Origin of the sequence: Bacteroides nordii, assembly GCF_019930665.1 — a bacterium.
Lineage (GTDB): Bacteria > Bacteroidota > Bacteroidia > Bacteroidales > Bacteroidaceae > Bacteroides > Bacteroides nordii.
On record NZ_CP082886.1, the window covers coordinates 1018920 to 1041573 of the forward strand.

Sequence of the window (22654 nt, forward strand, 5' to 3'; positions counted from 1 at the left end):
ACTGAATGTATGTATTTGACAAACAATAGGATAATTTGATGCATTACCTTGTTGTCATACAATAAAAAGAGCCACAATAACCGTAAATTGTGGCTCTCTCGATTTAGAAACAGTTTTGTTTTAAAAAAAGGAATCAAAACTTGCTGTGGGGGACTTACTTGTTGTTATAAGCTGTCAGCATCCAAACCATTTTCTCTTGTTCTTTCAGGTAATCGCTCATCAAAGCTACTGTTACTTCGTCACCGGCTTGTGAAGCGATGGACAACAGTTTGCGTTCTTCGCCGATCAGATGGCTGTAAGTCTCCAGAATATTCTCTAAAGCTTTCTCACCATTACTCACCCGGTCTACTTCGTTGATGTTGGACATCTTGAGGTAATCACTGAATTTATTGGCGGGAGTTCCACCCAGCATCAGGATACGTTCGGCTATTTCGTCAACTTTCTCGGCTGCATCGTTATAGAGATCTTCGAACTTGCTGTGGAGTACAAAGAAATCATGTCCTTTAATGTTCCAGTGGAAGCCGCGAAGGTTGGTGTAATATACCTGGAAATCTGCTAATAATTGTTGCAAAGATGCTACTACATTGTTCACTCCCGATTCGTTTAACTTGATGTAATCTAATGTTTTCATAACTTGTTTTATTTAATTTGTTTATACTATTTTTCTTTTTCGTATTGCAAAGATAGGGCGAAAATGTATACGTGTCAAACTGATAATTTCTATCTTTGCATAGACAGAATCTATAACCTATAAAACTTTGATAGATGACAATACAACAGTTAGAGTATATACTTGCTGTAGATCAGTTCCGGCATTTTGCCAAGGCGGCAGAATATTGCCGGGTGACGCAACCTACTTTGAGTGCCATGATTCAGAAACTCGAGGATGAGTTAGGAGTTAAGCTCTTCGACCGTGCAATGCAGCCGGTATGCCCCACGCGGGTGGGAGAGAAGGTAATTGCTCAGGCCCGTGCCGTACTTGCCCAGGCTTCACAGGTAAAAGAGATTATCAGTGAAGAGAAACGTTCGCTGTCCGGTACTTTCCGTTTGGCGGTATTACCTACGATCGCCCCTTATCTGTTGCCACGCTTTTTTCCGCAGCTGATGGAAAAGTATCCGGAACTGGATGTACGGGTGACAGAGATGAAAACAAAAGATATCCGCCAGGCATTACGCGACGGAGAAATTGATGCTGCTATTTTAGCAAGTCTGCTCGAAGATGCTGCGTTGTCAGAAGAGATTCTTTTCTATGAACAGTTCTATGGATATGTATCTCGTAAGGAGCCGTTGTTTAAGCATGATGTGATTCGTACATCCGATATTACGGGAGAACGGTTATGGTTGCTTGATGAAGGGCACTGCTTCCGCGATCAGTTGGTGCGTTTCTGCCAGATGGAAGCTGTGAAACTCCATCAGATGGCATATCACCTGGGAAGTATGGAGACATTTATGCGTATGGTAGAGAGCGGGAAAGGAATTACATTCGTTCCGGAGCTGGCAGTGTCTCAACTCTCTAATGAACAAAAAGAGTTGGTACGTCCGTTTGCCATTCCCCGCCCTACAAGACCCATTGTGCTGACCACCAATAAAGACTTTATCCGTGGTAGTTTACTTTCTGTACTGAAAGATGAGATACGTGCAGCTGTACCCAAGGAGATGCTTAGTTTACAGGCTGTGCAGTGCTTGGTTTAATGGACAGTGGACAATTGACCGTGGGCGGTGTAACTAAACGGAAGTACCTATATAAACGGCATCATTACCCTTATCCGGTGTTGTATTTTGTCCTTCTCAGAAAGGAACGCTCTTTTCCCCGGTGCACAGTCTTGTTTTACATGTACATGTAAAGCTGCATAAGATGTACATGTCGTACTGTCCTACATGCACATGTCGTACTGCTTTACATGTACATCTAAAACAGCGTTACACACCGAGGCTTCATACGTTACTCTACGAGATAGAGCTTTATCGATACCGGAGAAAGAGATAGATGGTAATGGCAGACAGCACTTAGTACAAAACTGAATAGCTTTAGTCCAAATGATAAGATAAAAAAAGAACGATGACAATCATGGGAAGTTTGTCATCGTTCATCACATTTTATTATATCAGAATTAGTAGTTCGTTTTAGCCGTGTATGCAGATATATTTAGTTGTTGTGCAGTAGGTATTTGACTGCTGCTTTTGGATTCTTTGAAATCCATCTTTATAAATTGTATATTGTCGTATATCGTTTTTACACGGACTTTCAGTCCTTTGGCTATCTTCATTTCTTCGGCCACTTTATCGAGGTTGAAGGAGACGATACCTTCACCCAAGCTACCGCCGTTATCATCAAATGCGTTGTGGCGGAATTCTAAATTGATGTAACCTTCTTCGTCCACAAGTTCCGTATCTTCGTTGTGAACCAGATTGAGCATGTGTTTCTTGTTAGGGTTCCGTGTACCGTAATACTGGAATTCCATCGTAAGATATCCTTGTGCAATCCAATGGTAAGTGACGTTTATCTTATTATCACCGATGCTATCTGCTGTAGCCTCTGTAAGCGGGATGATACCTTTGGTCAGGATAGAGTCCATTTGTACTACTTGAATGTTATAATCATATCCCGGAATTTGCTCTTCGAGCTGATGAAACCATACAAATACACGCTTCCCATCTACAATCGGATAGTTACGAACTGCAGAGTCATCACCCGGATACATCTTTTTGCCACTATCCAGACCAAAATAATAATTGTCGTCATCAGTGGCTTTGAGGGTGGCAATGGTCAAATCAGAATAGCTTGGTCCGTCATCGTCCAGACATGACTGGAGGAAAGGAATAAGGACCAGAATCATTGTTGCTGCAATAAAATTTAATTTCTTCATAAGTTTGTTTGGTTTTCTTTTTACAGTTACACTTAATTAATGGCTATCATCGCCCGACATACTTCCTCGTGTGGGAAGCATACTGTATGAAAAATGCAGGATATAAAAGAATATTGCACGACAGACTGTTAAAGAAATAAAAGCAATAAAAGACTTGTTCTCTCTATGCAGTATTTCTATCTTTGCTGCATTTATAAGATAAACACGTGTTAAAGAGAATGGAAGAACAGGAGCTGACAGAGCTATGCAGGCAGGGAAACAACCGTGCCCGCAAAGAACTTTATGAGCAGTATTCAGGGAGGATGCTTGGCATCTGTCTCCGGTATGCCGGAGACAGGGACACAGCACAAGACCTGGTACATGACGGTTTCCTGAAAATCTTTGCTTCTTTTGATAAGTTCACCTGGCGGGGCGAAGGTTCTCTCAGAGCATGGATGGAGCGTGTGATGGTAAATGTGGCATTACAGTATTTGCGTAAAAATGATGTGATGAATCAGGCAATGGCGCTTGATGAAGCCCCCGAAACTTATGAAGAGCCGGATATTGCGGCAGTGGAGGCTATACCGCAAAAAGTACTGATGCAGTTTATTGAAGAGTTACCCGCAGGTTATCGTACCGTGTTCAACTTATACACGTTTGAAGATAAGTCGCATAAAGAGATTGCCCGGTTACTGGGTATAAATGAAAAGTCCTCGGCTTCGCAGTTGTTTCGTGCAAAGAGTGTATTGGCCAGGAGAGTGAAAGAATGGTTAATGGTGAATGACAGATGAAAAATGAGAAGATGAAAGATAAAGAAATGTGGATGGACAAGCTGAAGGAGAAGTTGCAGGACTACTCCGAGCCTATGCCCGCTTCCGGTTGGGAACAACTGGAGAAGGAATTGGTGCCGCCTGTTGAAAAGCGGATACTGTATCCTTATCGCAAATGGGTGGCAACAGCAGCGGCAGTATTGCTGGTGGCTGTTACATCCTTGGGCATCTACTTCCTGAATACTCCTACCGCTGAAGAGATTCGTCGTACAGCTGCCCCGATGTTGGCTGCTGATCCGGATATATTGCCTCAAACAGATGCGCCCCATGTACAAGTGGCGAAAGTAGAGCCGGCACGTACTATCCGTCCGATAGTTGCACAAGCGAAGAAAATAACGGAGAGACAGGGAACTGAACCCTCGGTACCTGTTGAGGCTGTTCGTGAAATAGCCGGTGGAAAGGAGACTGTGCAGCAGATAGCCAACGAGAAAGAGGAAATTGAAAAAGAACCGGTAGTAGCGAAAGAAGAATCACCTGTGGTGAGATCACATAAAAGATCCGGGCAGGATAAACTGCATATTCCGGTGGAAAAACCGGAATCTAAAAAAGGACGTTGGTCACTTGGTGCAGCGGTAGGCAACGCAGGAGGAGTTTCCCTTACAGGCAATGATCTGGCGGGTGGTGGTATACCTAATGAACAACGGCTCAACCTGGTATCCAATGCCGCCGAGGGAGAGATTATTCGCATCCCCGACAATCAAATGGTGGTATTCAAAGAAGGGGTACCTTACCTGAAACGTATGGATGAAATTGTGGACATCAAACATCATCAGCCTATCTCTTTTGGCTTGTCGGTACGTAAGGGGTTGGCAAAAGGTTTTTCGGTGGAAACCGGATTGACGTATACACTACTTTCTTCGGATGTCGAGATGAGTGGCGGTAATGCCATGATCGATCAGAAACTACATTATATAGGTATTCCTGTCCGGGCTAACTGGAACTTCTTCGATAAGGACCGTTTCACATTGTATGTGGCTGCCGGCGGTATGATAGAGAAGTGTGTATATGGGAAATTAGGGAGTGAAAAGCAAACAGTGAAGCCGGTGCAGCTTTCGGTAGCCGGTGCAGTGGGCGCACAATTCAATGCGACAAAGCATGTGGGTATTTACGTGGAACCCGGAGTGGCATATTTCTTCGATGATGGTTCCAATGTGCAAACCATTCGTAAAGAAACACCGTGTAACTTCAATATACAGGCAGGTATTCGCTTCACCTATTAAAAAATGCATTAAATATAAAATAAAACGGAGGCTTTTTAGAAGTCTCCGTTTTTTGTGAATTACACCGCTTGGCGCACCTCCCTGTGCGGGAAGCACTTAATTTATTTGTACTGTTTTGAAGTATTCTTTGAACAGGTTGGCAGCCTGTTCGATTTGTTCCGGTGTATTTTCTTTTATTCCTTTTAGCAGATACTCTTGTTTCATTGCCTCATATTTGTGTACGCCTAATGTGTGATAGGGGAGTATTTCTACTTTTTGGATCATCTGGTAACTACCCAGTTGTTGTCCCATTGCACGGATATCTTCTTCAAAATCGCTGTATCCCGGCACCAATACATAGCGTAGCCAGAAGGGACGTTTACGCTCTTCCAGCCAGGCAGCTGTGTGTAGCGTTTGTTCGTTACTCCGTCCGGTAAGCTTTTGGTGATGTGGCAGATTGAATTCTTTAATATCCAGCAAAACGAGGTCTGTCAGTTTCAAAAGTTTCTCTACATGTTCGTTCCATAATCCACCGTTGCTGTCAAGACAGATATGGATACCTTCTTCTTTCAATCGGCGAAACAGGGGTAACAGCGCTTCTGCTTGTAGCGTTGGTTCACCTCCGGAAAAAGTAATCCCTCCACGTTTTCCGAAAAAAGGTTTCTGATTGATAGCCATGCGGACAATTTCTTCCGGATCGGTGGCTGTTCCGCCTTTTACAGTAATTGTATCCGGATTGGCACAATAAAGACAACGGAAATTACAGCCTTGAAGAAAAACAACGAGCCGTAGACCCGGCCCGTCGAATGTTCCCATACTTTCATAAGAATGAACTTTGATTAATTGAAAATTGAAAGTTGAAAATTGAAAATTCATAGTTATTTATTGAGTGATGTTTTAGTGGTTCTTACAATACTGATTAATAATTTTATGATTTCACTACAATCTTCATGGATCGAAGTAAAGGAGCAATTAGTGATGAATTCGCTGTCTCTTAAAAGCATAAGCCAATATTCTGTTTCATTGGCTTCTTTCAGAGCTATATTCATCTTATTTAAAAAATCAGCTTTGCTTTGAGCATGTTCTGTTTCACGACATAGTGCTCCTATCGCCGTACCACTTCGCAATATTTGTTTAGATAATGTATATTCCTTTTTATCATTATATAAATACTTATATAATTTAATGATTCGAAGTGCAAAACTGTAAGACCTGTCCCCAATAATACCTTGTCCCATAACTGTCAATTGTCAATTGTCCACTGTCAGTTAAAAACGTTCGTGGAACGAACGGCTCAAAACCTCCAGTTGATGTTCGCGGCTCAGCTTGATGAAGTTCACGGCATAACCTGATACACGAATAGTCAGTTGCGGATATTTCTCCGGATGTTCCATGGCATCTTCAAGCATTTCGCGGTTCAACACATTGACATTCAGGTGGTGTGCACCTTTGGTGAAGTAGCCATCCATCATTGTTATCAGGTTCTCTATACGATCTTCGGCAGAAGCTCCGAGTGATTTTGGTACGATGGAGAATGTATTACTGATACCATCCTGCGAGTCACGGTAGCGTAACTTTGCAACAGAACTGAGGGAGGCGATAGCACCATTCTTGTCGCGTCCGTGCATCGGGTTGGCTCCTGGGGCAAAAGCAATACCTTTGGCACGTCCGTCCGGAGTGGCACCTGTCTTTTTACCATACATCACATTGGAAGTGATTGTCAGCAATGAAAGGGTAGGACGGGCATTCTTGTAAACCGGCAGCTTTTTCAGCTCTTCGCTAAAGTAGTAAACGAGGTCTACACCCAAGTGGTCTACTTTATCGTTGTCATTACCGAAGCAAGGGAATTCGCCGTTGATATCAAAACCTTCTGTCAGGCCGATGTCATTTCGGCGGGCTTTTACCGTTGCATGTTTAATGGCAGACAGAGAGTCGATTGCAATAGAAAGTCCGGCTACGCCATATGCCAGATTGATACGGGGATTGGTATCAATAAGTGCCATCTGTGCCTTCTCGTAGTAATACTTATCGTGCATGTAGTGAATGATATTCATTGCATCATTGTACACGCGGGCTATTTCAGTCAGTACCTTTTTGTAGTTGGCCATTACTTCTTCGAACTTCAGTACATCACTTGTCAGCACCGGGATGTCTTTCACCATAACAGTACCTGTGTTTTCGCAACGTCCGCCATTAATAGCAAGCAACAGAGCCTTTGCCAGGTTGGCGCGTGCACCGAAGAATTGTATCTGCTTTCCTATCTCCTGATAAGATACACAGCAGGCAATACCATAGTCATCCGACTGGCGTACTTCACGCATCAGGTCATCATTTTCATACTGTACAGAAGAGGTGTCGATAGAAACTTTAGCACAGAACTCCTTGAAACCTTCCGGTAGATCGGGGCTCCACAATACAGTCATATTAGGTTCCGGAGATGCTCCCAGGTTGTATAGTGTTTGCAAGAAACGGAAAGAAGTCTTAGTCACCTTTGTACGTCCGTCGTTGAAACGTCCACCGATAGACTCGGTCACCCAGGTTGGGTCTCCGGCAAAGATATCGTTATAAGATTGCATGCGCAAGTGGCGTACCATACGCAGTTTGATAACAAACTGGTCAATCAGTTCCTGTGCAAATGTCTCGTTGATATTGCCATGAGCCAGATCGTATTCAATATAAATATCAAGGAAAGACGATACGTTACCCAGTGACATCGCAGCTCCATCTTGCTCTTTTACAGCAGCTAAATAAGCCATATATACCCACTGAACAGCTTCCTGTGCGTTGTATGCCGGGCGGCTGAGGTCCAGTCCGTAGTATTCACCCATCGTTTTCATTTCCTTCAATGCCTTGATCTGTTCTGCCACCTCTTCGCGAAGCCGGATACGTGCTTCGGTCATGGGACCGGTCAATCCTTCCAGATCTTCAAGCTTGGCTTTAATCAGACGGTCGATGCCGTAAAGAGCCAGACGACGATAGTCACCAATGATACGTCCACGGGCATAATTATCGGGAAGTCCGGTAAGGAATCCCAATGAACGGAATGAACGGATCTCTTCGGTATATACATCAAATACTCCGTCGTTGTGAGTCTTGCGATAATGGGTAAATATATCTTTTACGCGTTCGTCTACCTCTACACCATTCTCATGGCAGGCTTTTGCTACTACATTGATACCACCGAACGGCTTGATGGCGCGTCTCAACAGTTCATCTGTCTGTAATCCGACGATAAGCTCGTTTTCTTTATCAATGTATCCGGCTTTATGAGAGGAGATGGTTGAAACGGTCTGGTAGTCAAGAGAGCGCACACCATTGTTGGCTCTTTCTTCTTCAAGTGCTTTGAGGCAACAGTTCCACACTGCCTTTGTACGTTCTGTAGGTCCTTGCAGGAAGGATGCATCTCCATAATAAGGAGTAATGTTATTACTGACGAAATCTCTTACGTTGATTTCTTTGCTCCAAAGTCCGTCATTAAAGGTTTTATTCAATTCCATACTTAAATATTAGTTAGTGGTTGGGTTATCCATTCTTCTTTAGAGCACGCAAAGTTACAAGCATTTTTTCATATTATAAGTATAAATATCCTCTATTTTGTGTTTAATAGCATAAAATACCTATAAATAAGGAGAGAAAATAAAAAGACTTATTCTTTTTTTTATAAAATCGTTTGGAGGTTTAAAATCTCTTTGTATCTTTGCACCGCTTTTAACAACAAGCACCTTTATACGAGTCTTGGTAGGCTGATAATGTAAGCCATAGTAGCGGAATAAAAAGGATATTTTGGAGAGGTGGCAGAGTGGTCGATTGCGGCGGTCTTGAAAACCGTTGTACTGCGAGGTACCCGGGGTTCGAATCCCTGTCTCTCCGCAAAATTAAAAATAATCCTTTGTAAATCAGGTGTTTACAAAGGATTATTTATTATATACAAAATCTCATACAATCCAATAAAGAATCTGTAAGTTTTTGTATGCTTTTACCGCCGGAGTAAAATTGCTTATCTCATGGCTAAGCAGATAGCCCGATAATTACTTAAGTGGCTGCTTACTGATTTTGACTTCGGTGATGCGGGAATCAATAGCCGTCATGACCGGCATGAATTCAATCTTCAGGTAATTATAGCTTTTATTTCCGATGACGGGAGAGAAAACCGCTTTGAAGAACATGCCGGTTGTCGATATTTCAGGTGTATTGCATACATCTAATTTGTTCCATACCACATTGTCGGATGAGCCGTAGAAAGCGAACTTTCCTTCTACGCCTTTCCGTCCATATCCTGTTACACTGAAATCGCTCCAGTTATCCCATTTATAAACAATCTCAGCTTTTTCCTTGTCTGTCGAGCGGTGCAATGTACAATGATTTCCATCGAAATTGTGAAAATTGAATGAACGGTCTTCGAACCTTTCGTTTGGATGCGTGCAGAATCCGTTGAATCCTAAGTTACTGGAGTGATGGAACATGCGTTGTATGCCTGTCATCGGGTCTGTGAAAAGAACAGTGTCGGGGCTAAAGACGAATTCTTTCTCTGTTCCGATCGTTGTCAGCATGATCAGACTGTTTGCCGGGGCTTCCACTTCAATGCCGTTTTTAGGCTGCTTATTTTTCAGGGCTTTGAATAAACGCGGAGCATTATTCCTCTCTACCGGGATATTGTTTTCAGTATAGATGTATTGGTTCAGCGTTATTTCTTCCTGTATGTTCGGAATTTCTATTATTACATTTTTGCTGTCATCTGAGGTATTTACGATAGCCATTGATAGATCTCCCTCTTTCGTTATAGCAGCAACCGAATTCAAGCCGATTTTAAGAGTAGGTGAGGTGTAGAGTATTTTGGAGCCTTTCGGGAAGTTCCTTGAGAGGATGGCCCAGGCATAAAACCACGGGCGGATCTTTTCTTGTTGCGGATCTCCCATTTCAGTACCCAGGGAATTCCAGAATCCCCATATCTTAAGGACCTTTTTTTCCGGATTTGAAAAGTGCATTGCATCATCCATATCCCAGGCGGTGATGGCTGACCATCCGGCACGCATGGATTCTATCACGACATTTGCCATGCTGACTCCATACCAATATTCATGGCAACGGGTTTGCTGGTCGAACCGTTCGTCATGTCCGTCTCTTATCCCTACTTCTCCGAAAACCAAAGGCATTTCTTTTCTCTTCAGGGAAGTGAAAAATTCCATTAAACGCATTTCATCTTCTACCGTATTTTTAAGGAGCCAGGCGTTGTCGATATACCAGTGATAGTCGAGTGTATTTATGTCGCCGAGGTTGTGTTCCAGTGTCTGGCTGAACCACAGGTCGCTCCAATAACCGGCATCCGGACCGACAATTGTTATTTTGCCATTCAGCCCTATTTCCCTGATTTCATCTTTGAGAGCTTTGATTCCATGGCTCCATGTCTGAAAGGGAATATTGTTAAGGTTCACTTCATTTCCCCAGTTATAGTTCTTTATGCAGGTATATTTTTTGTCGTAATAAAGATGCTTAAGACTGGCTCCTATATTTCTGACACTGGATTCGAGGTTGTATTGTTTGAACTGCCATTCGCCCAGCATGACATCAATTTTTTCAGCCTGGCAGAAATCGAGAATACGGTAAAGGTCGTTCATTCGCGACAGGGCAAAAGAATAATTCGCTTTTGCGGGGGCATCTTGATCCCAAATGTAGGTAGGAGTGTCACCTTTCTCATCCAGGCAATACCACTCGGAACGGATACAGCAACGGATGTAACCCAATTTCAACTCCCTTACCCGGTTAAGCAGGCGTTGCCACTTCCATTCGGGTAAGGTGTCCCGGTCGTTGGGCTCCCATTGTACCGCACCGCCAAAATAATTGTCTTCAATTACAAAGTCGGTGTCTACCGTAATCTTCACTTCTTGCTCTTTTTGGGCATAAAGGGTGAAAGCACACAACGATAAAACAGTAGATGTTAATATCTTTTTAAAGGTAGAGTTAAACTGAAACATAATCTTCGATTTTAGTTTTTTGTACAAAACTATGTTTCCGGCTTGTGTCTGAGGTTGTGTAGCGTATCAAAAAGGTTTCATTCTGTACTTTCCTGGTTATTATGTCCTGATTTGAGAGCTGTCCGGTTTCTGAATTCAATCGGAGTGCAATGATAGATGCGTCCGAACTCCCGGTAAAAAGTTGCCTTGTTGCTAAAGCCTGAGTCAAACATGATCTCCTGGGCGGACATCGTTGTCGTAGTGAGTAGCTTGGCTGCATGGCTAATTCGTATCGAACGGATGTAATCACTGGGGGCCACCTGTAGGATTTCTTTCGTTTTTCTGTAAAGCTGCATGCGTGAAAGCCCCAGTTGGGTATATATAAATTCAGGGCTCAATGCTTCATTACTTAAGTTTGCTTCTATGACTACTTTCAGCTTTTCGAGGAATTCTTTGTCGTCTGTGCTTATTGCTTTTCCCTCATAATAGGTGGTCATCTGAATGGGGGAGTTAAGATATTCTTTGTACTTATCCCGGTTTTCAAGTAACCTTTGCACGGAAGTAAGGATATGTCGGGTACTGAACGGCTTGGTTATATACATGTCCGCACCATATTCCAGGCCCTGTATCTGTTCTTCAGTTGTGATCTTTGATGATAATAGGATAATAGGGATGTGGCAGATGATACTGTTTTGCCGCACCTTATGAATAAAGGTGTAGCCATCCATCTCAGGCATCTTCACATCGCAGATGATGGCATCCGGTAGTTTTTGTTTTATGATTTCGAGGCCTTCGACACCATTCTGCGCAGAAAGAATGTTATAATGAGCATGAAGCGTATCGGTTAATAACTCAATAATTCCTGTTTCATCATCCAGGATCAGGATGGTTTGTTTATTGGCATCTACAGTAAGGGCTTCTATCCGTATGGGTTTTCTTACGACCTTTGTCTCGCTATCTTTATCCGGTCGCAGTTCTACCTTTAAAGGTAATTCGGTTTCCGCAGTCGGTTCGTTTTCTGTCAGTGGAAAAGAAACCGCGAAAGTAGTCCATTCGTTTTCATTGCTTTCGACAGCAATCTGCCCATTGAGCAATTGTACGACGTTGTAACAGATTGCCAGTCCGATTCCATGTCGGGAAACGTTACCTTCCGATGCCCTCTTTTCATAGTTATCCAGGATTCTGAAACGGTCGAATATAAAAGGTATTTCTTCCTGTTTAATCCCTTTGCCCTCATTGGATACGCGGATGACAAGTTCACTGGAAGTTGTGTTTATCTGTACCTCTATTCTACCTCCGTCCGGGGTATATTTGAATGCGTTCGAGATGAGGTTGAACATGACCTTCTCGATGCAATTTTTGTCGGTGAAACAAGTTTCTGCTTCCAGCGAGGTAGATACGGTAAACGTGCAGCCCTTGTGTTCGGCCATTTCCGAAAAGTTATCCGTCAGTTGCACAAGTTCCTCAATATCTATATACTGCCTGTTGATGGAGAAGTAACCGGTTTCGGTCTTGCGAAACTCAACGAGCTCCTTAATGAGGTTGTTCATCCGTTCAGCATTTGAAATAATGGTATTCAGGTATTTCTTTTCATAAAGATTGTTGCCGCATACCTCCAACAGGCGCTCACACGGACCGTATATTAACGCCAGTGAGTTGCTGAACTCATGAGCGATGTTAGTGAAGAACCTTAATTTCGATTGATGTATTTCTTCTTCTTTTTCCCTATTGAGCTTTTCTTTCCAGACTTCATTTTTCAATCTCATCCGGTTTCTGATAATTTTGAAAATAACGAAACAAATAGCCAGGCTTAGTATGGCATATAACAGGTATGCAGGGGTAGTCTGCCACCAGGGAGACTTAATAATAATCGTAAGCGTGAGCACATCATCACTGTAGATCGAGTTGTCGTTGCTACATTTTACATTTAGCATATATTTTCCCGGCGGTACATTCGTGAAGATAGCCGTACTGTTTTTCTTGTTATCTACCCATTCGTTGCTGAAATTCTCAAGGAAGTATTTGTAGTTTATGTTCGAACTATTAATGTAGTCAATAGCAACGAAAGATATATCAAAGAAATTTTGATTGTGGTTTAAGACAATGGTCGGAGTTGAGGCTTCACGATCATAGACTTCTGTAAAAGGGGTGGGTTTGTTGTTGATCTTCAACCGGCTGAGAATAACTTTGGGGGTATAGTTCTTACTTTTGATATCTTCCGGATTGAAAGAAATGAAACCATCAATCCCTCCGAAATAGAGTAGGTTATCCTGTGTGTCATTGAAAAAAGCATTGTCGGAGAATTCTTCGTTCAGCAAACCGCTACCCCTGTTGAAGATACTGAAAGTTTCCTGCTGGGAATCGAACCGGCACAGTCCGGCACCGGTGCTCAGCCATAAGTTCTCGTTTTTATCGCATAGGATACCATGTATCGTATTATTTGGTAAACCATTTTGTTGGGTATAAATGGAAAACTGAGCTTTGTGGTTAGCATAACTTTTTAGCTTGTTCAGTCCCACACTTGTTCCGATCCACAAGGTTTTCTGGGAAGTCATGTAAAGACTGAGGATATCGTTACTGCTTAATGACGCCTTATTGCGCGGATCTTCTTTGAAAGCCTGAAATTCCCCGGTCTTCTTATTGAAACGGTTTAGCCCTCCGCCCCTTGTTCCTACCCAGAGGATCGAGTCGTTTTCTTCGGCTATGGCATATACCGTGTTGTGGCTTATGGAGTTGTTTTTTCCTTTCAGGTATTGTTTAAAGTCACATATCTCCCACAGGTCATTTTTCTTTCGGATGTTCAGGTTGATAAGTCCAAAATAAGAAGTGCCCAACCAGAATGACCCGTCTTCAGAAGGGGCGATGCAGTAGATCGCTTCCATCCTATCTGTTTCATTATGCGTATAGTGATTTGGAATAAGATGCTGGGTCCTTTTCAGATCCGGCGTTAAAACATACAATCCGCTTCCTTCCGTACCTACCAAGATGGAACCGTCCGAGTGCTTAAATAAAGAATATATCTTGGTTTCCGGGAACCCTTGGGCAGCACCTATCTTTTCTATGGAAGTATAGGCAGGGGTTTTGTCTTTATTGAAATTGCGGAATACATAAAGTCCGTCGCCCTTTGTACCGACCAATAAATTCCCGTTTTGGTCGGTACAAATAGTACGGATAGCTTTATTTGTAAAGTGAGGGATGGACGAATTCAATATGTTTGTGAATTTATGTCCCTGTGTATAGAGCATAATCAGTCCGCTGCTGTCAGTCCCTATCCAGTAGATATTTTGCGTGCCATGGAAGAGGTAATTTGCCAGGAACTCGGTAAACATCCATTCGGAGTCGACCACGTTGGTGACTGCTAAGGTCAGGTGGAGAATGCCGGAACCGGAAAAGGCAATATCCACCTTATTGTCTTTGACTGACATGCAAGAGACATTGCCATGACTTTTAATCAGGCTATTGATATTATAGATACTGACAGATTTGTTCAAAGCTATATCATAACGGATCAGGCTGTTTGTGTTATCGAAATACCAGATAAAGTTGTCTTTATAATAATAGAAAGTCTGATTGAAAAGAGTTGAGGGCTGTATGCCGTTGAATACCTGAACCACTTCCGCCGGAACGTACCTGGTTTCTTCTTCAGCACTAAATTTTAACCTGTACAAACAGCCTTCGGAGGTATGTATCCAAAGATTTCCGTACACGTCAGCAAATAGGTTATGGATATAGCTGGTATTAACGTCGGGTATTATCAGAGGCTTGAACTCTTTTGTCTGGATATCATAATAAAAAAGACCTCCCTCAAAGAAGCTAAAAAAGATTCTGCCATCCTTATCGATAGCTATAAACGGATACTGTGTCTGTTTATGTGAGTCCTGAAAGAAACGTTTATATTCATTCTTGTCTACATCAAGCCTGTTTACTCCCTGGTCTGTACTGATCCATATCTGCCCCGACCTGTCTTCGGCAATGTTTCGGATGATGTGGTGGCTTATGCTTGTGGAATCGTTGAAGATGGGACGCCAGATGGTGAAATTTTGTCCGTTATACATGTTCAGGCCATCATACGTGCCAAACCACATTCTCTCTTTTGAATCCTGGAAGATATATGTCACGGAACTATTAGACAGGCCGTCGGCATTCTGTTTAAATCTGATTGTATTTCCCTTTGAAAGAAAAAGATTTGATACTGTTATGAAGAGGGTAAGTAGTACAATGTGTCTTTTCATGATAATAAGATATTTATGCCAGGACAAAGATAAAATTAAATAAGATTTTCCCTATCTGTCAGGCCGGTATTATTTTGTATCAAAAAGGTTTCATTAGGCACGTTGAGGTATATCTGCTATAGATTAATACCTATCTGGGATGAGAATAGACTCCGATAGAAATCCCATGCTGTAATTTTGCTTTCAAAATATGTTGTATATGAGAAACTCACAATTAGAAAAACTTAAAGCCTTTTATTTAGTTCTTTTTTCCTTCTTTTTTTCGATGGGAGGGAATCTGAATGCCCAGATGGTTACTGAAGTCGTAGCATCTAAAGATAATCCATGGTGGGGATTTGGATATAACCAATATTTATTAGATCGTAAACCGGATGGTAGTGATCTTACTCCCTGGGATGGTGGACACTGGCAGGTCACAGAAGAACGTATCCGGGCTATACGTCCCGGATTTGTGAGAGCACCTCTTTATCGCAGGTGGTTTAATCCTTCCGGGGTCACCGGAGTGTATGATTGGGATTCTCCTGAGATGCAGGATGTCTATAAAAGCTATGATTTATATAAAGAAATGGATGTATTTGTACTTGGTGGGCTGTGGGGAGTTTCCCAAAATTCCAATCAGACTTCATCCGAATACCTTGCTTCCGATGATTGTGTGCAGATGCTGGCCGATGTCATTTATCATTTTTATGTGACTAAAGGATATACTAATATGCGGGCTTTCACTCCGTGTAACGAACCGAAGGGAGTCAACTATACCTGGCAGTCCTGGAGCACTTGCATCAAAAAACTATATGCTAAATGCCAGCAGATGGGCTTGCCGGATACGATCTTGTGCGGTTCGGATTCTTGGGATGAGTGGGTGGAATACACAGCCCGTGATAATAAGGACCAATTAGGGACCTACGACTTCCATGCATATACGAGTGGTGAATTACCCGCTTTTCTGGAAAACGGTATTTACAACCACTTTGTTAATATGCTGGGGCTAATCAAAAAACAGGATGATAGCGGGAAGCCTGTCCTGGTTACAGAGGGGGCAGCAACCAATGTTTCGTGGATCGATTACCCGAATCAGGCAGGAGCTCTACTTACCGTTTATGATTATCATTACGGGACACTGATGGTGGATTATGCCATTCAAAGCCTTCGTTCGGGAGTGTCTTCTGTTTTGGCATGGGGGCTCGACGGGTTTGATCAGGGCAAGGATCCCGGTATGTGGAATATTTCAGGGAAGAACGGAGGAATAAAGCTTCGTCCCTGGTACTACACCTGGTCTTTACTATGCCGGAGTTTTCCGCGTGAAGCAACTATACTTGAAATGTCTCAACCTGAGAACCGAAAAGTAAAAGTCTCAGGTGCGATGATAAAGGAGGGAGAAGCAACAGACTGGTCGTTTGCGCTTGTAAACAGAGATATTTATTCGAATAGGGTTATACTGAAAATGCCGGAAGTAAACACAACCACTCAATTCTATATTTATACGTATAGTGAAACAACTCAGGGTAATGGCCGGGATTTATCTTTACCCTATCAGAAAGTTACTGTTGATAATCCTGCCGGCGGATTTTCGGTGAAAATACCTGCTGACGGAGCTGTCATCCTTTCCACTCTTTCGCCCTTAAACGAAGTTTCAAAGCCGGATACAGACCTGCTTAATGTTGACTTTGAAAATGATCGGGAGATAAATTATTCAGTTGTTCCGGTAAGCGGGAGTCGTGATTCGAAGGCAGTATGTGCAGATAATCCACGCAAGCGGGAGCCAAATACCAGTGAAAGGGTGTTGGAAATCAAACATGTGGCCGACAATACCGGTAGTTTGGATAATAATTTGTTTGCTGCCTGCTTTACCCCGGACAATGAAATCAATATTACTTCCGCAGCTCCTTATTTCAGTTACCATGTTTTACGTACCGATTATGCTACACAGGTGGGGATTGTCTTTACCCTGGATACTGATGAGCAAATATGCTATTACGTCGAAATAGAGCGGGCGAGGAGTTGGTTGGGCGGAAACCTCGATCTGAGTGGCTTTACCGGACGGAAGATTAAGAATATCCTTTTTTATCCGAACCGTAGATTTACCAGTGAAAATGCCGGTTCAGCCGAGTATACCTATTTCGATGATTTTAAACTGTCGGCCGATGCCACAAATGTCCTTGCTCCGAGTGAGGTGATCCCTTCATATGATGATTCGGAAGAGACGCTGGACACTTACATCACTTTTGAAACCGACAAGGAAAATTATAGTTATGCACTCGAAATGGGAAATGATAATTGTGAGGTTAGGACTGTAGACAATCCACGGAAAAACGATGAGAATATGAGTAGTAGATGTTGTGTGGTTGCACAGGCATACGGTGCTTTTACAGGAAACGAAGGAAAAGATATGACTGCATCTGTGACTCCTTTCCGCTACTTTAAAATAATAGCAGGTCGTCCCTTTCTGAATTTTCAGGTAATGCGTCCTACGGATGCCGTTGCTTTTGAACTGGAGGTGGTCTTTAGTGACGGAACAATTGAAAAAGAGAATTTGAATATGGCTGAGCGTAGAGTCTGGGAAAACCATTCGGTCGACCTGACGGCTCATGCGGGGAAGGCAATAAAATCTATCCGGATCAAGCCGAATCCCACTTTTGAAAATATCCCGGGTGCGTTTGAGTACAGCTATTATGATAACTTCAGGTTAAGCGAGAAAGATCAAGGTGCTACCTCTGTTCGTACTTTTGGTAGAAGCAATGTAAAAATATATGCCTCTGTCGGTAAGATTATTATTGAGGGTGCCGAAGGTAAAAATGCGGTTGTTTATACCCTTGACGGTATGAGCGTATATGCCGGAAGAATAGCCGGTAGGATAGCTTCTATTTCTCTTTCGGAGGGATTTTATATTGTGGCTTGTGAAGAATTGCGGGTGAAAATAAGACTATGAGTGTATTTCAATATACCTGTTTTGTTCGTTAATTTTTAAATCTTTAAATTATAATTAGTATGAAAATGAAATTTTACATGATTGCGGCCTTTATGGCATTAACAATGAGCTTATCGGCCCAGACGTATGTGGATGAAATGACGGAAGCGACAACAAGTGTTGACGCGATGATCAATGGGAGTATCCAATTCGAAGATTTTCACCTAAAGGCTCCTGAAGGGGATGTTGACAAAGATCGTTTCGGCGATGCTACTTATGCCTATCGGGCAACAGATAATGAAGATGTAAGTATCTGGTACAGTAATTATGACGGTCCTGCTATTTTGGATGGAAAGACTTTTACGGGTTTACGTATAAACCTTCTCTGGAAAGATATGCCTACTAAAGAATCTTTGGCTAAGATGTTCCGTTTGGAGTATTCTACAAATGAAGGTAAGAGCTGGACAAAGCTGGAAGATTTTAATCTTGACTTTATCTATGATTCGGACAAAGGTGAGAATGGTTATTGGAAAGACCTGTATATCCAGGGTGCCCTTCCTGCTAATGTTGGTGATGTGAAGTTGACATTACTCGGAGGTGAAACAAATTGGGTAATATCTATTCGCCGGGTTGAGATCTTCTACACTGGCGGAACGGCTTATTCTTATCAGAAACCCGAAGGAGCTTATGTAGAGCCTATCTCTGTATCGGATTTCAATTTTGATTTTGAAAGTGCTAAAGAAGTCATATCTTTAGGAGGTGAAAATCTTAACTCTTCATCTGTTGTCGTAGCTAATGCACATAAATACGGGATGAATAAGAGTGAAAATGTACTTAAAATAACTCATGCACCATTGGATTCTTCCAACCCGGAAGACGAATGGGGCTGGGGAAATGGCGATTGGTTCGGTACTTACGTTGCTTTGCCTTCGGATCAATTAAAGATTAGTGCTGAGATGCCTTATCTGCATGTGATGGTTTACCGTGAAGCAGTCGGGCCATCTGTAGTGAAAATAGAAGGGGTGACAGACCAGGAAGCTACGTTGGAAACTGCCGGAGAATGGGTTGATATGGTCTTTGACTTGACAGGTGATATCGGGAAGATTGCGGAAAAACTTTATTTTTCTCCAAACCGTCAGTTTGAAACCTTGGGAACGACGGTGGCTGAAGTGACTTATATTGATAATATCCGTATGAGTGCAAGTGCTACGCCCGAAATAAATAAGGGTGAAACTGAAACATCGATCGAGTATGTTACTAAAGATAAAGCATCGTTCCATATTACTGTAAACGGTGGAAATATGATTGTGTCCGGTGTTGCAGGTAAACTGCTGCAAGTATTCTCGACAGATGGAAAATGCATCTATTCGTTTGAACAATTCGGCGATATCGCGGAAGTTCCTGTAAACAGGGGAATTTTTATTGTTAAAGTGGGCGATTTATCACAGAAAGTTCTCGTAAATTATTAAAATTAGCCCTTTTATACAAGCGGTGGTCTGCTGGCTGCCGCTTTATTACCTGTTTTTTTTTAATATAACATCCTACAATAATGAAGAGTAAATGCGTAAAAAGTAGTATTAATCTATTATTTGTTATCTTTCTTCTGTTTGCGAATATTCCGGTTATAGCACAAGGACAAACTCTTGTATCTGGTTTGGTGACAGATGAAAATAAAGAGCCTCTGATAGGGGTTACCGTTCAGGTGAAAAACTCAAAGACAGGTGCGATAACAGATCTTGGTGGGAAATTCTCACTCAATGCCGTTCCGGGAAATGTATTGGTCTTTAGTTATATCGGCTACAAGAAAACTGAAATTGTTTTTAAGGGACAAGGGTTTATGACTGTGTTGATGGAGACGGATATTCAGGTGTTTGACGAAGTTGTAGTCGTAGGATATGGAGTACAGCGGAAAAGTGACCTGACAGGTTCTTTATCCTCGGTATCAGGTTCCGATCTTGCTAAATCGGCGGCCGTTAATGTGACACAGGCTCTTCAGGGAAAGTCGGCTGGTGTATATATTACTTCTCCATCCGGACAGCCAGGGGCGGGAGCAACGATCCGTGTGAGGGGATATGGTTCTATTTCCACTGATAACACACCCTTGTATGTGGTTGACGGACAGCCTATAGAAGAATCCCAGGTAAATAATATCCCAACGGGGGATATTGAGAATATCGAGATATTGAAGGATGCTTCTGCTTGTGCTATTTATGGTTCAAGAGGGGCAAACGGAGTGGTGCTTATTACCACTAAAAAAGGAGAAACGGGGAAGACAATTGTGACATTAGACAGCTCGGTAGGTTGGTCTCAGATGGGGAAAACCATTGATATGATGAACAGTGACCAGTTGTATGATTTTCTCGGACAACTCTATGCGAATGACGGTAAGAAGCTGCCGCGGGATTATAAATTCCTGTATGAGCTTGACCTGCTAAACCCGGATTCCAAAGAAAATGTATATGATACCAATTGGTGGGACGAATGTACCCGCACCGGTTTTTACCAAAACCACAATGTATCTGTGAGAGGAGGTTCCGAAAAATTGAAATCTTACCTTAGTATAGGTTACTATGATGAGACCGGAGTCATTAACTCAACAAGTCATAACCGGTTGACTTTACGCTCCAATAATGAATATAAGATAAACAATTATATTACGATCGGGAATACTCTGGGAATGGCAAAAACAAAGACAAAAGACTTGAATCTTGGTGTTCAGGAGATCTTGTTGCCCGATCCGTTCACGCCGGTTATAGACCCCCGTGTCGATCCGTCAAGCCCTAACTATGAGTTCAATAAATATATGCCTACCCAGTATAGCTATTATAACAACCCGGTTCAGCGTTTGAATGAGAACTTTAAAGAACACTGTAATTTTAATGTAGACGGTACATTCTATGCGGATATCAACCTGGGTTTAAAAGGTTTGTATTTTAAGTCATTGATCGGTTTTGAACGACTTTCTTACAATCTGGACGATTTTAATCCGACTTACCGGATGACTCCTTCTGACTTTGACCTGCGTACGGGCAACAAAGAAAGTGATTTCCGTGCATCTAATAAAGTAACGAACGAAAGTAACTGGAACTTTAATTACAGTATCCAGAACACCTTGCGCTATGCCAATACTTTTGGAAAACATGATCTGGCCGTAACGGTGGGTATGACCTACGAATCAAGAGAAGGGCGAAGCATGATGGGGGAAGGATATAATGTTCCTGATAACATTCTTAACTTTCATGTGCTGGATGCAACAACCGAAAACAAGAATGTTGGAGGCACCCGCTGGGAAGAATACCTGATCTCATACCTGGGAAGAATCAATTACAACTATGACGACCGGTATCTGCTTACTATAAATGGCCGTATAGATGGGTCCTCTAAATTTGCACGGGGGAATCGATGGGGGACATTCCCTTCTTTCTCAGTGGGATGGAAGTTTACGAATGAAAAGTTTTTCCGGAATCTGGGCATTGAGAATGTTTTGTCCTCTGGTAAGCTACGTGTGGGATGGGGGCAGAATGGCAACCAGCGTATCCCGGCCAATGCCTATGCGAATCTTGTAGGTACATATCTGGAATGGAAGTATTCGTTTAATGATACCTGGGCACAGGGATATGGTGTCCTTTCGAATGGGAATAAAGATTTAAAATGGGAAACAAGTGAGCAGACTAATATTGGTTTTGATTTTGGATTATTCCAACAAAGCTTAACCTTGAGTGCGGATTATTATATCCGGAAGACGAAAGACATGTTAATGCAAGTTCCTTTACCGGATATGGGCGGATATGTGTCTACTCCATGGTCGAACGCAGGAAGTGTTGAAAACCGGGGTTTTGAGTTGCAAGCTATCTATAAGCACTCAATGGAGGATTTCTTCTTCTCGGTTGGTGCCAATATGACTTTCAATAAGAACAAACTGACTGCTGTGGGTACTTCGGATGGAAATCCTATCTGGGGTTCGAAGTCTAAGAATGAGATCGGGAAACCGTTCGGGCAATTCTATGGATATGTTTATGATGGTATCTTCCAGACTTCTGAGGAGGTACAGTCCCATGTAGGAAGCAACGGAACTGTTTTGCAACCGAATGCCAAACCTGGTGATATCCGGTTTAAGAATGTCGATGGTAACGATAAATTGGATGCTGAAGACAGGACTTATATCGGTAATCCGAACCCTAAAATCATTTATGGCGGTAATATCAATATGTCCTTCAAAGGTTTTGACTTCTCCCTATTCCTGCAAGGGATAGGAGGGTGTGATATTGTTGCTGGCCCCCGGGAGTTGTATCAAACTATGAATACGGTGAACCTCCCTGTAAAAGCTTATGAAGAAGCATGGAGAAACCCGGGAGATAAGACAGATATGCCACGCATTTCAATGAATAATACAAATGAGAATTACCGTTTTTCTTCCTGGTGGGTCACAAATGGTAGCTTCCTGAAGGTGAAGACAATGCAGGTCGGGTATACATTACCATCGAAGTGGTTAGTGAAAACCAACGTACTTTCATCAGTAAGGATCTACCTGAGTGGTGAAAACCTGTTTACTATTTCGGGATATGAGTTTATGGATCCTGAAACATCAAATTCTGCTCCTCTTGATCTGGGGATAGCTTCGTTGAATTATCCGAATACTCGTAAGTATACATTGGGGGTAAGTGTTCAGTTTTAAATTAATACAAAATATA

13 protein-coding genes and 1 tRNA gene are annotated in these 22654 nt (G+C 42.4%); 7 read left to right on the plus strand and 7 right to left on the minus strand.

What is annotated here, in order from left to right:
- Nucleotides 1-154: 154 nt before the first annotated feature.
- On the minus strand, nt 155-631 hold the full coding sequence (locus K8P02_RS03865; RefSeq protein ID WP_025866908.1) for a Dps family protein: 477 nt from the start codon (nt 629-631) through the stop codon (nt 155-157).
- Nucleotides 632-765: 134 nt separating this feature from the next.
- On the opposite strand from K8P02_RS03865, the gene K8P02_RS03870 reads away from it, so the two are divergent.
- Nucleotides 766-1692 carry a hydrogen peroxide-inducible genes activator gene (locus K8P02_RS03870; protein ID WP_223382029.1) on the plus strand — a complete coding sequence of 309 codons (927 nt, stop codon included), beginning with the start codon at nt 766-768 and terminating at the stop codon, nt 1690-1692.
- Between the two features lie 419 nt (nt 1693-2111).
- Here the strand turns inward: K8P02_RS03870 and K8P02_RS03875 are convergent, their stop codons facing one another.
- Nucleotides 2112-2867: a NigD1/NigD2 family lipoprotein gene (locus tag K8P02_RS03875; protein ID WP_025866907.1), complete on the minus strand. Its 756-nt coding sequence runs from the start codon at nt 2865-2867 to the stop codon at nt 2112-2114.
- 218 nt (nt 2868-3085) lie between these two features.
- Here K8P02_RS03875 and K8P02_RS03880 point away from each other — a divergent pair, with 218 nt between their 5' ends.
- Nucleotides 3086-3637 carry an RNA polymerase sigma factor gene (locus K8P02_RS03880; RefSeq protein WP_002561884.1) on the plus strand — a complete coding sequence of 184 codons (552 nt, stop codon included), beginning with the start codon at nt 3086-3088 and terminating at the stop codon, nt 3635-3637.
- Between the two features lie 11 nt (nt 3638-3648).
- Complete coding sequence (locus K8P02_RS03885) at nt 3649-4896, plus strand: porin family protein (RefSeq protein ID WP_223382381.1); 1248 nt, start codon at nt 3649-3651, stop codon at nt 4894-4896.
- 96 nt (nt 4897-4992) lie between these two features.
- On the opposite strand, the gene pflA is transcribed toward K8P02_RS03885, so the two are convergent.
- From pflA to pflB, 3 genes are read right to left on the minus strand one after another with little or no spacing between them, the layout of a single operon-like run.
- Nucleotides 4993-5751 carry a pyruvate formate-lyase-activating protein gene (gene pflA, locus K8P02_RS03890; RefSeq protein ID WP_044158064.1) on the minus strand — a complete coding sequence of 253 codons (759 nt, stop codon included), beginning with the start codon at nt 5749-5751 and terminating at the stop codon, nt 4993-4995.
- 2 nt (nt 5752-5753) lie between these two features.
- Nucleotides 5754-6113: a four helix bundle protein gene (locus K8P02_RS03895; RefSeq protein WP_025866905.1), complete on the minus strand. Its 360-nt coding sequence runs from the start codon at nt 6111-6113 to the stop codon at nt 5754-5756.
- Nucleotides 6114-6143: 30 nt separating this feature from the next.
- The gene (gene pflB, locus K8P02_RS03900; protein WP_025866904.1) at nt 6144-8372 is read right to left on the minus strand and encodes a formate C-acetyltransferase; all 2229 of its coding nucleotides are present in this window, start codon (nt 8370-8372) and stop codon (nt 6144-6146) included.
- 288 nt (nt 8373-8660) lie between these two features.
- Here pflB and K8P02_RS03905 point away from each other — a divergent pair.
- A tRNA-Ser gene (locus tag K8P02_RS03905) sits at nt 8661-8745 on the plus strand.
- Nucleotides 8746-8903: 158 nt separating this feature from the next.
- On the opposite strand, the gene K8P02_RS03910 is transcribed toward K8P02_RS03905, so the two are convergent.
- Entirely contained in the window at nt 8904-10847 is a 1944-nt protein-coding gene (locus K8P02_RS03910) for a glycoside hydrolase (protein WP_007484772.1), read from the minus strand.
- A 77-nt stretch (nt 10848-10924) separates the two neighbouring features.
- Nucleotides 10925-15058 (minus strand): hybrid sensor histidine kinase/response regulator transcription factor, encoded by a 4134-nt coding sequence (locus K8P02_RS03915; RefSeq protein WP_223382031.1) that lies wholly within the window; start codon nt 15056-15058, stop codon nt 10925-10927.
- A gap of 199 nt (nt 15059-15257) precedes the next feature.
- On the opposite strand from K8P02_RS03915, the gene K8P02_RS03920 reads away from it, so the two are divergent.
- From K8P02_RS03920 to K8P02_RS03930, 3 genes are all read left to right on the plus strand, one after another.
- Nucleotides 15258-17984 carry a DUF6383 domain-containing protein gene (locus tag K8P02_RS03920; RefSeq protein WP_157457822.1) on the plus strand — a complete coding sequence of 909 codons (2727 nt, stop codon included), beginning with the start codon at nt 15258-15260 and terminating at the stop codon, nt 17982-17984.
- Nucleotides 17985-18043: 59 nt separating this feature from the next.
- A complete protein-coding gene (locus K8P02_RS03925; protein WP_007484775.1) occupies nt 18044-19432 on the plus strand; it encodes a DUF6383 domain-containing protein in 1389 nt (462 codons plus the stop codon).
- Nucleotides 19433-19512: 80 nt separating this feature from the next.
- Entirely contained in the window at nt 19513-22638 is a 3126-nt protein-coding gene (locus K8P02_RS03930; protein WP_007484776.1) for a SusC/RagA family TonB-linked outer membrane protein, read from the plus strand.
- Nucleotides 22639-22654 lie beyond the last annotated feature (16 nt).

Coding starts and splice junctions, on each gene's coding strand:
- K8P02_RS03865 (WP_025866908.1), bottom strand. CDS start 631: ATGAAAACATTAGATTACATCAAGTTAAACGAATCGGGAGTGAACAAT.
- K8P02_RS03930 (WP_007484776.1), top strand. CDS start 19,513: ATGAAGAGTAAATGCGTAAAAAGTAGTATTAATCTATTATTTGTTATC.
- K8P02_RS03885 (WP_223382381.1), top strand. CDS start 3,649: ATGAAAGATAAAGAAATGTGGATGGACAAGCTGAAGGAGAAGTTGCAG.
- pflA (WP_044158064.1), bottom strand. CDS start 5,751: ATGAATTTTCAATTTTCAACTTTCAATTTTCAATTAATCAAAGTTCAT.
- K8P02_RS03895 (WP_025866905.1), bottom strand. CDS start 6,113: ATGGGACAAGGTATTATTGGGGACAGGTCTTACAGTTTTGCACTTCGA.
- K8P02_RS03910 (WP_007484772.1), bottom strand. CDS start 10,847: ATGTTTCAGTTTAACTCTACCTTTAAAAAGATATTAACATCTACTGTT.
- K8P02_RS03915 (WP_223382031.1), bottom strand. CDS start 15,058: ATGAAAAGACACATTGTACTACTTACCCTCTTCATAACAGTATCAAAT.
- K8P02_RS03925 (WP_007484775.1), top strand. CDS start 18,044: ATGAAAATGAAATTTTACATGATTGCGGCCTTTATGGCATTAACAATG.
- K8P02_RS03875 (WP_025866907.1), bottom strand. CDS start 2,867: ATGAAGAAATTAAATTTTATTGCAGCAACAATGATTCTGGTCCTTATT.
- K8P02_RS03870 (WP_223382029.1), top strand. CDS start 766: ATGACAATACAACAGTTAGAGTATATACTTGCTGTAGATCAGTTCCGG.
- K8P02_RS03880 (WP_002561884.1), top strand. CDS start 3,086: ATGGAAGAACAGGAGCTGACAGAGCTATGCAGGCAGGGAAACAACCGT.
- K8P02_RS03920 (WP_157457822.1), top strand. CDS start 15,258: ATGAGAAACTCACAATTAGAAAAACTTAAAGCCTTTTATTTAGTTCTT.
- pflB (WP_025866904.1), bottom strand. CDS start 8,372: ATGGAATTGAATAAAACCTTTAATGACGGACTTTGGAGCAAAGAAATC.